The 12,220-nt window shown below is 65.1% G+C and carries 7 protein-coding genes; 4 read left to right on the plus strand and 3 right to left on the minus strand.

Annotation, left to right across the window (positions count from 1 at the left end):
- Positions 1–305: 305 nt before the first annotated feature.
- Entirely contained in the window at positions 306–2,738 is a 2,433-nt protein-coding gene (locus OTER_RS07840) for a sodium-translocating pyrophosphatase (RefSeq protein WP_012374369.1), read from the minus strand.
- 240 nt (positions 2,739–2,978) lie between these two features.
- Here OTER_RS07840 and OTER_RS07845 point away from each other — a divergent pair, with 240 nt between their 5' ends.
- The 4 genes from OTER_RS07845 (at position 2,979) to OTER_RS07860 (ending at position 6,685) form a co-directional block, all read left to right on the plus strand.
- Entirely contained in the window at positions 2,979–4,271 is a 1,293-nt protein-coding gene (locus OTER_RS07845) for a sensor histidine kinase (protein WP_012374370.1), read from the plus strand.
- A gap of 99 nt (positions 4,272–4,370) precedes the next feature.
- On the plus strand, positions 4,371–4,811 hold the full coding sequence (locus tag OTER_RS07850) for a response regulator (RefSeq protein ID WP_012374371.1): 441 nt from the start codon (positions 4,371–4,373) through the stop codon (positions 4,809–4,811).
- 135 nt (positions 4,812–4,946) lie between these two features.
- Positions 4,947–5,999 (plus strand): hybrid sensor histidine kinase/response regulator, encoded by a 1,053-nt coding sequence (locus tag OTER_RS07855; protein ID WP_012374372.1) that lies wholly within the window; start codon positions 4,947–4,949, stop codon positions 5,997–5,999.
- A complete protein-coding gene (locus OTER_RS07860) occupies positions 5,996–6,685 on the plus strand; it encodes a response regulator (RefSeq protein ID WP_012374373.1) in 690 nt (229 codons plus the stop codon). The genes OTER_RS07855 and OTER_RS07860 overlap by 4 nt, the downstream gene beginning before the upstream one ends.
- On the opposite strand, the gene OTER_RS07865 is transcribed toward OTER_RS07860, so the two are convergent.
- On the minus strand, positions 6,682–10,011 hold the full coding sequence (locus tag OTER_RS07865) for an efflux RND transporter permease subunit (protein ID WP_012374374.1): 3,330 nt from the start codon (positions 10,009–10,011) through the stop codon (positions 6,682–6,684). The genes OTER_RS07860 and OTER_RS07865 overlap by 4 nt on opposite strands.
- Positions 10,012–10,068: 57 nt before the next feature.
- Positions 10,069–12,216, minus strand: a complete 2,148-nt coding sequence (locus OTER_RS23895; RefSeq protein WP_012374375.1) for an efflux RND transporter periplasmic adaptor subunit — start codon at positions 12,214–12,216, stop codon at positions 10,069–10,071.
- Between the last annotated feature and the right edge of the window lie 4 nt (positions 12,217–12,220).

Raw genomic sequence — 12,220 nt, forward strand, 5'->3', positions numbered from 1 at the left:
CTGAGAGCTCAGAGTCCAGAGCTGAGAGCAGAGCGGAGGTTGAGGGATGAGAGTTGAGAGCCGGAGGCCCTGAGGGGGTCGAAGGGGTGAGGGTCGAGAGGTGAGAGTGCGACGGACGAACCGCGACTCCGCTGCGTCGCAGTGAAAAGGAGCCGGCCGCGCCGGCAGGTTGAGAACATCAAGACGTGACGGAGCCGGGCGGGGACGCCGGGCTCCACCTCGGGCCCGGGCGGGACGCCGGCCACGCCACAAAAAAGGCGGCCGCGAGAGCGGCCGCCTTGAGAGGTATACGGTGGGGTGAAGTCTTATTCCTTCGTGCTCTCGTCCGGAATCCGCATCGAGTAGAAGCTGCGGTAGACGAACACCAGCGCGATCAGGAAGAAGACGGCGCCGATCGCATGCTTGGCCGTGACGTTGGTCATCGTGACCGCGATCTCGACCGCGAGCAGGCCGAACAGCGTGGTGAACTTGATCACCGGATTCATCGCGACGGAGGAGGTGTCCTTGAACGGATCGCCCACGGTGTCGCCGACCACGGTCGCGGCGTGGAGGTCGGTGCCCTTCTGGCGGAGCTCAACCTCGACGATCTTCTTGGCGTTGTCCCACGCGCCGCCGGCGTTGGCCATGAAGATGGCCTGGAACAGACCGAAGAACGCGATGGCGATCAGGTAACCGATGAAGAAGTACGGGTTGAAGAACGGCAGCGCGAGGGCGAAGCAGAACACGACGATGAAGATGTTCCACATGCCCTTTTGCGCGTAGACCGTGCAGATGCGGACGACTTCCTTGGAGTCCTTCTCCGAGGCCGTCGTGGCGTCGAGCTTCATGTGCTGCTTGATGTAGACGACCGCGCGGTAGGCGCCGGTGACGACCGCCTGGCAGGAGGCGCCGGTGAACCAGTAGATGACCGCGCCGCCCATGATCAGGCCGAGGATGATCTCGGGCTGCACGATGGAGAGCTTGGTGATCACGTTGCCATACATGTTTTCGAGCAGCATGATGATGCCGAACACCATCGTGGTCGCGCCGACGACCGCCGTGCCGATGAGCACGGGCTTGGCGGTCGCCTTGAAGGTGTTGCCGGCGCCATCGCCCTTCTCGAGCTGGTATTTGGCGTTCTCGAAATCGGGCTTGAAACCGAAGGTCTGCTCCAGCTCCGCAGCGATGCCTGGCTTGGCCTCGATCTGCGAGAGCTCGTAAACGGACTGGGCGTTGTCGGTGACCGGGCCGTAGCTGTCGACCGCGATCGTGACCGGGCCCATGCCGAGGAAGCCGAACGCCACCAAGCCGAACGCGAAGATCGGAGCGGCGAAGAGGAACTTGTCGGGCATGATCGAGAGCAGCCCGGGATTCTGCGAGAAGTAGTAGGACACGAACATCAGGAGGATGATGACGAGTCCCATCCAGAACGCGGAGAAGTTGCCCGCGACGAAGCCGGAGAGGATGTTCAGCGAAGCGCCGCCGTGCTTGGAGCAGTTGGTAACCTCTTTCACGTGGCGGGAATTCGTGCTCACGAAAATCTTCGTGAACTCCGGAATCAGCGCGCCGGCGACGGTGCCGCAGCTGATGATCGCCGAGAGGACCCACCAGAGGTTCGGATGCAGGCCGGGCTGGTGCGCGAGCAGGTAGTAGCTGGCAATAAAGGTGATCGCGATCGACACCGCCGAGGTGATCCAGACGAGGTGGGTTAGCGGCGCCTCGAAGTCGAAGTCCTTCTTGCCGCCGAACAGCGCCTTGGTGAGGGCTTCGTTGGTGAAGTAAGAGATCAGCGAGGTGACGATCATCAGCGCGCGCATGGCGAACATCCAGATGATGAGGACGGCGCTCGCGGCAGGGTTGAGGGCGAGCGCGAGCGCGAGGAAGGTCACGAGCGCGACGCCGGTGACGCCGTAGGTCTCGAAACCGTCGGCCGTCGGCCCGACGCTGTCGCCGGCGTTGTCACCCGTGCAGTCGGCGATGACGCCGGGGTTCTTCGGGTCGTCTTCGGGCAGCTTGAAGACGATCTTCATGAGGTCGGAGCCGATGTCAGCGATCTTGGTGAAGATGCCGCCGCAGATGCGGAGCACGGAGGCGCCGAGCGACTCGCCGATGGCGAACCCGATGAAGCACGGGCCGACGAGCTCGGAGGGCAGGAACACCAGGATGCTGATCATGAAGAACAGCTCCACGCAGACCAGCAGCAGGCCGACGCTCATGCCCGAGCGCAGCGGAATGCCGAGCGTCGCGAGCGGGTTGCCGCGGAGCGCGGAGAACGCGGCGCGGGAGTTGGCGACGGTGTTGATGCGGATACCGAACCACGCGACACCATAGGAACCGAGAATACCGAGGATCGAGGCGAGCAGGATGACGATCACGTGTCCGGCGCCCATTTTCCCGAGGAAGCCGAAGTAGTAGATCATGCACGCGCCGATCAGCACCCAGAGGATGGCGAGGAACTTGCCCTGCGTGAACAGGTAGGTTTTGCAGGTCTCCCAGATCATGTGCGAGACGCTGCCCATCGAGGCATGAACCGGCAGCGCCTTGGTCTGGCGGTACTGGATCAGGCCGAAGATCGCGCCGATCACGCACACCGCGATACCCAGATACATCAGGGTAATGCCGCTGGTGCCACCGAGGCCGTTGAAACTGACCTGCGTGAGGTCAGGGATCTTGATGTCAGCTTCACTCGCGTGAAGAGCTGACGGAACGAGTGCCGCGAGGGTAGCGGCGCCCACCTGCCATCTTGTAGGGAGCTTCATAGAGGAGTTCTTGGGGTGGAAGAACTGGACCTGCGTGTGGAGTCGACGTTGTGACCGGCGGCGCAGCGGCTCGCGAGCCAAAATTCGCGCCGCATCGGTGGAACAGTCTCCCTAATCCGGCGGCGGGCGGGGCTAATCTCCCGCCCGGCCGGTGCGCGCCAGCCACTGGCGTTCGGAGCGGAAGGACTTTGCGGTCCCGCCTTGCAGGAAGGAAACTCGTTCGCAGATTGCGCGTCCCGCATGGATTACGCGCTCCTCTCCAAAGAAGAACTCATCGACCGGCTCGAGAAATTCGAGCGCGAGCGCACGACGTTTGAGCAGGACCTGTTTGCCGCGGTCAAGGAGCTGCGCGACGTCAAGGCCGCCATCGACGAGCACTCGATCGTGGCGATCACGGACGCGGCGGGAAAGATCACCTACGTCAACGACAAGTTCTGCGCGATCTCGAAATACCCGCGCGAGGAACTGCTCGGCCAGGACCACCGGATCATCAACTCGCGCACGCACCCCAAGGAATTTTTCCGCGGTTTGTGGAAGACGATCAGCAGCGGTCACGTCTGGCACGGTGAGATCCGCAATCGCGCGCGGGACGGCTCCTACTACTGGGTCGACACGACGATCTATCCCTTCCTCAACCCCGCCGGCACGCCGGTGCAGTATGTCGCGATCCGGACCGACGTCACCCGCCGCCGCGAGAACGAGGAGGAACTCGCGCGCACGGCGGCGGATCTCGCGGAGAAGAACAAGGAACTCGAAGCGATCGTCTACACGGTGTCGCATGATCTGCGCTCGCCGCTGGTCAACGTGCAGGGCTTCGGCAAGCAGCTGAGCCGCGCCTGCGACAAGATCACCGCGGCGATGGTGGCGGCGAAGGACGGGCTCGTGCCGATCGCGCCGCTCGAGCAACCGGTGAAGGAGGCGATCCCGCAGGCCTTGCGGTTCATCAACGCCGGCGTGAACAAAATGGAGATGCTGCTGGCGGGCCTGCTGCGTTACTCCCGGCTCGGGCGGATGGCGCTGACGATCGCTCCGATCGAGGTGAACCCGCTGATCGCGACGATCCTGGCGGCGATGAAATTCCAGCTCGACGAAATCAAGGCCGAGGTGCGAGTCGAGCCGCTGCCCGATTGCCTGGGCGACAGCGTGCAGGTAAGCCAGGTGTTTACCAACCTGATCGACAATGCGCTGAAATACCGGGCGAAAGACCGGCCGCTCCGCATCACCGTCACCGGCTATGCCGAGCACGGCCAGGCGGTGTATCGCGTGGCCGACAACGGCATCGGCATTCCGCTGGCGCACCAGCCGAAGATTTTCGAGATCTTCCACCGGCTGGATCCGGACGCGGGCCCGGGCGAGGGGCTGGGGCTGACGATCGCGCAACGGGTGCTGGAGCGGCAGCGCGGGAGGATTTGGGTCCAGAGCGAAGAAGGAGCTGGATCAACGTTTTTTGTCTCATTACCTCTGAGCCCGAGCCATGCAGTCGATAGCCTAGAGTCCAGAGTCCAGAGCCGGAAGGAAGAGCGAGAAACGTAACGCTTGCGAAACGACGTGGCGTTACGGTTTCCGGCTCTCAGCTCTTGGCTTTCAGCTCTTAGCTCGTTCTCTGTCAGTCCACACACATTCCCCCCACGCATGAAAGTTGAGCCCACTATCCTCATCGTCGAGGATGACGAAGGCCACGCCATCCTGATCCGGCAAAACCTGGAGGCGGCCGGCCTGAGCAATCAGATGAAGCATTTTCGGGACGGGCAGGCCGTTTTGGATTTCTTCTTCAAACCCGAGCCCGGCCAGAAACACGAAGCGCACATGTATCTCGTGCTGCTTGATATTCGCATGCCGAAGGTAGACGGCATCGAGGTGCTGCGCCGGCTCAAGGGCGATCCCGAGTTGCGCAAGCTGCCGGTGATCATGCTGACCACCACCGATGATCTGCGCGAGGTGGAGCGCTGCCACGAACTCGGTTGTAATGTCTACATCCAGAAACCGGTCGACTACGACCGGTTCGCCGAGGCGATCCGGCGGCTGGGGTTGTTCGTGACGCTGTTGCTCGTGCCGCAGGTCAAGAGCGCGTAAGCGGCATGAGCGCGTCGGGCCAGAAAAGGACGGCTCTCTCGGCCGTTCGCGTGGCGGCTGGCCTTCGTACCTGCCGTGGGGGCCAACCACGCCAACCATGGCAGGCAGGGACGCCTGCCGCTACTGCGAGCACGCATGTCTGACACTCCCCGCAAACCATTGATCCTGGTCGTCGACGACGACGAGGGCCTGGCGTTCCTGATTACGGAGACGCTGCGGGCCGAGGGCCACGACGTCGTCACCGCGGATTCGTGGACGGCGGCGCTGCAGCGCGTGGGCGAGCGCGGGCCGGACTTGATGCTGCTCGACCTGAAGTTGAAGGACGTCGCCGGCCATCAGCTGCTTGAGCGCGTGCGCCAACAGAAGCTGTCGGTGCCGTTCATCGTGGTCACGGGCCAGGGCGACGAGCGCATCGCGGTTGAGGTGATGAAACACGGGGCGCTCGATTACGTGATGAAAGACACGGTCATGCTCGACGTGCTGCCCGGGATGGTCGACCGGGCTCTCACGGCGATCGAACGCGACCGGGCGCTGGCCGCGGCCGAGCGCGAACGGCAACGACTCGAGCGCGAGATCCTCGAGGCCGGCGAGCGCGAGCAGCACCGAATCGGGCAGGACCTGCACGATGGACTCGGCCAGCAATTGACCGCGATCGAGATGATGTGCGCGTCGCTGAAGGCCGACGTCGCCGTGGCGCAGCCGGAGCTGACGAAGCAGGTCGAACGGATCTGCGCGGCATTGCGCGAGGCGGTTTCGCACACCCGGTCGATGGCGCGCGGACTCGTGCCGGTGAAGGACGAGCCCGAGGCGTTGTGGGCGAGCTTGATCGAGCTGGCGGAGCGCACCACCGCGCTCGGCCGCGCGACCTGCCGGCTGGATTGTCCCGAGCCGGTGCTGGTCACGAACAACGTCGTGGCCGGCCACCTTTATCGCATCGCGCAGGAAGCGGTGAACAACGCGATCAAGCACAGCGGCGCGACGGAGGTGGTGATTTCGCTGGCCTGCCACGACGGCGAGCTGCGGCTCGGAATCGTCGACAACGGGCGCGGGCTCGCGCGGACGAAGAGCGCCGGCATGGGCCTGCAGGTGATGAAGCACCGTGCGCGGGTCATCGGCGCCGAGTTGGAAGTGGAGTCGAAATCCGGCAAAGGCGTCGCGATCGCCTGCACGTTGCCGCTGGCCTCATGAGTGCCGCCGGAGCCGAAACAACCGCAGGCGAGCGGCGCCGGATCCTGATCGTGGACGACCATCCGTTCATGCGCGCGGGTCTGGCGCAGCTGATCGAGAAGCAGCCCGGGCTGACGGTGTGCGGCGAAGCCGGCAATCCGGCCGCAGCGATGACCGAGATCGAGAAGGGTCGGGTCGATCTGGTGTTGAGCGACATCACCATGCCCGGTCGCAGCGGGCTCGAGTTCATCAAGGATCTGCAGGCGATCCGACCGGAGCTGCCGATACTGGTGGTGTCGATGCACGACGAGCTGATCTACGCCGAGCGCGTGCTGCGGGCCGGCGCGCGCGGCTACATCATGAAGGAGGCGGGCGGCGAGGCGCTGCTCGCGGCGATCCGGCAGGTGCTGACGGGCGAGGTCTACGTGAGCCCGAAGATGTCCGCGCGGATCCTCGACAGTCTTTCGGGCCGGAAGCCGCGCGGTTCACAGTCGCCGATCGAGAAGCTCACGGATCGCGAGTTCGAGGTGTTCCAACTGATCGGCCAGGGCAAGAGCACGCGCGACATCGCGAAGCAGCTTCACCTCAGCTCCAAGACGGTCGACGTGCACCGCGGGCACATCAAGGAGAAGCTGGAATTGAAGGACACGACGTCGCTCGTGCGGCACGCAGTGCGTTGGGTGGAGACGCAGAACCTCGGCACCTAGGGCGCCGGCAGGCTGCGACGCCGCCACATGTAGAATATCGCCGGATATACCAGGAGCTCCATCAGCACCGACGTGATCACGCCGCCAACCATCGGCGCCGCGATACGCTTCATGACGTCGGCCCCGGTGCCGGTGCTCCAGAGGATGGGCACCAAGCCGATGAACGTCGTGGCGGCCGTCATCATCTTCGGCCGAATGCGCTGCACCGCGCCATGGTGGATCGCGGCGACCAGATCGTCCGAATGCCGCATTCGGCCGGTGCGGACGCCGTCCGCGTAGGCGATGTCCAGGTAAAGTAGCATCACCACGCCGGTTTCCGCATCGAGGCCGGCTAGCGCGATCAGTCCGATCCACACCGCCACGCTGAGGTTGTAATCGAGCAGATGGAGCAACCAGAACGCGCCCACGAGCGAGAACGGCACCGCCAGGAAGACGATCGCCGTCTTCACCAGCGAGTGTGTGCTCAGGTAGATCAGAATGCCGACGATGAAGAGCGTGATCGGGACGATGAGCAGCAGCCGCTCCTTGGCGCTGGTCATGTATTCATACTGCCCGCTCCAAAACAGATTGTAGCCTTCCGGCAGCCGGATCGTGCCGGCTTTGACGGCTTCGTCTACGACGCGCCGTGCGTTCTGGACGTAGGTGCCGATGTCGACACCGTGCACGTCGACGTAGACCCAGGCGTTCGGGACGGACGCCTCGCTCTTGATGCCCATCGGGGCGGCGACGACGCGGAGCTTCGCGACTTGGCTGAGCGGAATCTGGGCGGGCGCCGCGGTGCTGTTCGCCGGTGCGAGCGCCGCTCCCATCGCCGCGGCCGAATCGCCCATCCCGCCGGAACTCGCGCCCATCGCCCCGCCGGAGCGGACCGGGATCGCGATTTCGCCGAGCGCCTCGAGGTTGTCGCGATAATCGCGGTCGTAGCGGAGAATGACGCCGTAGCGCTCCAAGCCCTCGACCGTCGTGGTGAGCGGCATGCCGCCCAGCGCGACCTCGAGCACGTCCTGCACGTCGCGCACGTTCAATCCGTAGCGCGCGATGGCCGCGCGATCGATGTCGAACTCGATGTAATTTCCGCCGAGGACGCGTTCGGCGATGGCCGTGCTCGTGCCGGGCACGAAGCGAACCACGGCCTCGACCTCGGAGCCGATCCGCTCGAGCTCGGCCAGATCGGTTCCGGCGATCTTGATGCCGACCGGGGTCTTGATGCCGGTCGCCAGCATGTCGATGCGCGTCCGGATCGGCATCGTCCACGCATTGGTGAGCCCCGGGATCTGCACGGCGCGATTGAGCGCGTCGGTGAGTTCGTCGAGCGTGCGCCGCCGGTGCGCGACGACGCGCCCTTCCATGTCGAGAATGTCGACCTCCGGCCATTCGGCCTCCGGCTTCAACATGATCGTGGTCTCGATCATGTCCATCGGTGCCGGGTCGGTGGCGGTTTCCGCGCGGCCGATTTTGCCGAAGACGTGGTGCACCTCGGGGAACGATTTGATGATCTGGTCCGTTTGCTGGAGCAGCTCGCGCGCCTTCGTCGGTGAGAGGCCGGGGAACGTCGTCGGCATGTAGAGCAGGTCGCCTTCGTAGAGCGGCGGCATGAACTCGGAGCCGAGATTCTGATACGGGAAGATCGGGTTGAGCTTGCGGGCGAACTCCTTGACGCGACCGTAGGGCAGCGGTTCGACGACCCAGCGGTTCCACGGCACGAACACCCACAGGACGAGCACGGCCGCGGTGATGACCACCGGCCAGCGCCAGCGGATCACCCGGTTGATCACCGGGTGGTAGAGCCAGATGAGGAAGCGGCTGACCGGGTTTTTCTCCTCCGGCCGCAGCCGGCCGCGGATGAAGTAGCCGGCGAGTACGGGTGCCAGCGTGATCGCGAGCAGCGCGGCCGCGGCCATCGAATAGGTCTTGGTGAACGCGAGCGGCTTGAAGAGCCGGCCTTCCTGTTCCTGCAGGGTGAAAACCGGCAGGAATGAAACCGTCACCACGAGCAGCGCGTAGAAAATGGTGGGACCGACCTCCACGGCGGCGTCGCGCACGATTTCCCAATGTGGCTTCGTGCCGGCGTCGCGCTCGAGGTGCTTGTGGGTGTTCTCGACGAGGATGATCACGCCGTCCACGAGCACGCCAATCGCGATCGCGATGCCGCCGAGCGACATGATGTTGGACGAGATGCCCTGCCCATACATGATCATGAACGACGCCAGCACGGAGATCGGCAGGATGAGGATCGGGATCAACGCCGTGCGCAGGTGCATCAGGAACACGATGATGACGAGGGCGACGACGATGCTTTCCTCGAGCAGGGTGTGCTCGAGCGTCTTGACCGAACGCTCGATCAGGGCGGTGCGATCGTAGGTGACGGTGTAGCTGACGTCGTCGGGCAGGCCCTTCATCGCCTGGTCGAGCCGCGCCTTGACGGCCTCGATGACCGCGCGGGTGTCGACGCCATAGCGGACGACGACGACGCCGCCGACCGTTTCGCCCTCGCCGTTCAGTTCGGCGATGCCGCGTCGCATGTCGGGGCCGAGCTGCACATTGGCCACCTCGCCAAGGAGGATCGGGGTGCCGCCCGGGCCGACGCCCACCGCCACCTGGCGGAGATCATCGAGTCCGGTAACATAGCCCTTCACCCGCAGGATGAACTCCTTTTCCGCCAACTCGAGCGAGCGACCGCCCACCTCGCCATTGCTGCGCTGCACGGCGCTGGCCACCTCGCCCAGCGACAGCCCGTAGGCGCGCAGCCGGTTCGGATCGACGGTGATCTGGTATTGTTTGACGTAGCCGCCGACCGACGCGACCTCCGCGACGCCATCGACGCTGGAGAGCTGGTATTTCAAATACCAGTCCTGCATCGAGCGCAGCTCGGCCAGGTCGCGCTTCGGCGAGTTGATCGAATACATGAACGCCCAACCGACGCCGGTCGCGTCGGGCCCGAGGGTGGGCGACACCCCCTTCGGGAGCGAATTCGAGAGCCCGCTGAGATATTCCAGGACGCGGCTGCGCGCCCAATACGGGTCGGTGCCGTCGTCGAAGATGATATAGACGAAGGAGAATCCGTAGAACGAGTAGCCGCGCACGACCTTGGCCGACGGCACGGAAAGCATCTTCGTCGTGATGGGATACGTGAGCTGATCCTGGACGATTTGCGGCGCCTGGCCCGGCCACTCCGTGTAGATGATGACCTGGGTGTCCGACAGATCTGGGATCGCATCGAGCGGGATGTTCCGCACCGCGTAGACGCCGCCGATGATCAACGCAGCGGTGGCGACGAGCACCAGGAATCGGTTGGCGAGCGAAAACTCGATGATGCGCTTCAGCATGGATGGTGGCGGAGCAAAACCTGGAGAGGTGGCGGAGAAGGCTGGCCGGAGGCGGCGTCAGATCTTTGGGCGTCGCGACGCATCCGCGTTTTTCGCGGGGAAAACCTCGTGTTCGCAGGGTTCGCCGGCCGCCGTCGCCGCGGCCGACATGCCGCAACCGCGGCAGCCGCCGCTCGCGTGCGCCGTTTCATCCGCAGGCGTGGCGAGTGCGACGGGCACGCCGATTTGCGAACGGAGAAAATCGCTCCCGCTCATGGCGGCGCGCGGCGGCTTCGTTCCGGCGAGTCGACGGATGGGCGGGTGACCTGCCGGCAGTTTCATGCCGGCGTCGGCGGACGGCGCCGTTGCCGCGGAAGGGCCGTCGATCTGTTCGCCGCAGCGTGGCATGTCCGAACCGAAGAATGGATTCTTCGTGCCGCTCTCGCGCTGGAGCCAGCGAGCCTTGCCGAGCACGGGCGACATCGGGCACTCGAAGATCCGCAGTCCGGCGGTGTGCTGGAGATGACTGGCGCGAGCGAGATCCGCGACGGCGGTGCTGAGCGGCTCGAATGCCTGGCGGGCCGATTCCAGATCGGTCGGCTCCGGCAGGGCGCCCTTGTATTTGGCCAGGCCGCTTTGCGGTGCGGCCTGGACCAGCCCGGCGACGGCGGTTCGCAGCGCCGGGAGCTGTTGGCGGTAGGCGCTCAAGTCGTCGGCGGCGAGCGCGGCCGCCGCATCCGCGCTCGCGAACGCGAGCTGCTTGAGCGCGGGCTGCGCCTCGGCCGGCATCGCCGGCGCCGCGGCAGTCGCTGGTGCAGGTTGCGGTGACGAAGGCCCGGAGCCGGCACCTTGGGCGGCGGGCGTGGAGGCCGCCGCCGTGCCGCCGCCGGCCTGCGTGGCGCGAATCATCTTCTGAATGGCCGCGCGCAGCTGGCTCTCCGAATCGAGCAGGAACTGGCCGGACGTGACCACGCGTTCACCGGCGGCGAGGCCCGAGCGCACCGCGAAGAAATTGTCCTGCGTGCGCGCGCCGAGTTTCACCTCGCGGGCCTCGAACGTGCCGCCGTCACGCGCGACGAACACCGTGTTGCGTTCGCCGCTGCGCAGCACCGCGAGATCGGGCACGAGTACCGCCGACGGCGCGAGCTCGGCCTCGAAGCGGACGTCGACGAACATGCCCGGCTTGAGCGCGCGGTCGGGATTGTCGAGCACGAGCCGGGCCTGGGCCGTGCGGGTCTCGTTCACGATTTCAGGAATCAGCACTTCGACTTCGCCGTGAAACTCGCGCTCCTGGCCGAAGCTCGTGCGCACCACCGCGTGCTGGCCCTCGTGGACGAACGCCAGGTCTTTTTCGTAGATCTGCGCATTGACCCAGACGGTGGACAGGTCGGCGAGGCGGAAGATGCGTTCGCCGGGCCGGACCATCATGCCCTGCACTGCCGGTTTCTCGATCACCACTCCGTCGACGGGCGCGCGATAGACGACCTTGCGCCGGGCTTCTCCGGCCTGCGCCAATTCGGTGATGAACGCGGCCGGCACGTCGAAGAGCTGCAGCCGCGCGCGAGCGGCGTTGGTCAGCGGCCCGCCCTCGGATCCTTCGCTGCGCAGCGCCACGAGAAAGTTGAGCTGCGCGTTGTAGAGATCGGGCGAGTAGATTTCGAACAGCGGCGTGCCGGCTTTCACCCGAGTCCAGGTGGCGTTGACGAAGAGTTTTTCGATCCAGCCCTCGTATTTCGTCGTGATGTCGATCAATCCGGGCTCGCTGAAGCCCACTGTGCCGACGGCGCGGATGGTGCGGCGGACGGGGCCGGTCTGCACCAGCGCCGTCTTCAGGTTCATTTTCTGAATCGTGATCGGGTCGATCGTGATGGCGCTGGCGGCGTCGAATTCGTCCTCGTAGACCGGCACCCTGTCCATGCCCATGGAATCCTTGCCCGGGTTCGGGCTGACCTCGCCCGGGATCATGGTGGACTTGTAGAACTTCACCTTGCGGTCGCCTGCGGTGGCGGCGGCGCCCGGGTTGTTGCCGCGAATCGGCGTGAGCTTCATCCCGCAGATCGGACAGTTGCCCGGCTCGGATTTGATCACCTGCGGGTGCATGCCGCAGGTGTAGAGTTGCTGTTCCGCGGCGTGCGCATGCGGCACGAGAAATTCGGCCACTTCAGGGGCGATCAACCCGCTGGCGGCGAGTGACACGATCAGGAGAAGGACTCGAGGAGACTTCATTAAG

It is taken from the genome of Opitutus terrae PB90-1 (genome assembly GCF_000019965.1).
GTDB lineage: Bacteria > Verrucomicrobiota > Verrucomicrobiia > Opitutales > Opitutaceae > Opitutus > Opitutus terrae.

Bases quoted from the DNA above. Each gene is read 5' to 3' on its own strand.
- OTER_RS07840 (WP_012374369.1), bottom strand. From the start codon at position 2,738: ATGAAGCTCCCTACAAGATGGCAGGTGGGCGCCGCTACCCTCGCGGCA.
- OTER_RS07845 (WP_012374370.1), top strand. From the start codon at position 2,979: ATGGATTACGCGCTCCTCTCCAAAGAAGAACTCATCGACCGGCTCGAG.
- OTER_RS07850 (WP_012374371.1), top strand. From the start codon at position 4,371: ATGAAAGTTGAGCCCACTATCCTCATCGTCGAGGATGACGAAGGCCAC.
- OTER_RS07855 (WP_012374372.1), top strand. From the start codon at position 4,947: ATGTCTGACACTCCCCGCAAACCATTGATCCTGGTCGTCGACGACGAC.
- OTER_RS07860 (WP_012374373.1), top strand. From the start codon at position 5,996: ATGAGTGCCGCCGGAGCCGAAACAACCGCAGGCGAGCGGCGCCGGATC.
- OTER_RS07865 (WP_012374374.1), bottom strand. From the start codon at position 10,011: ATGCTGAAGCGCATCATCGAGTTTTCGCTCGCCAACCGATTCCTGGTG.
- OTER_RS23895 (WP_012374375.1), bottom strand. From the start codon at position 12,216: ATGAAGTCTCCTCGAGTCCTTCTCCTGATCGTGTCACTCGCCGCCAGC.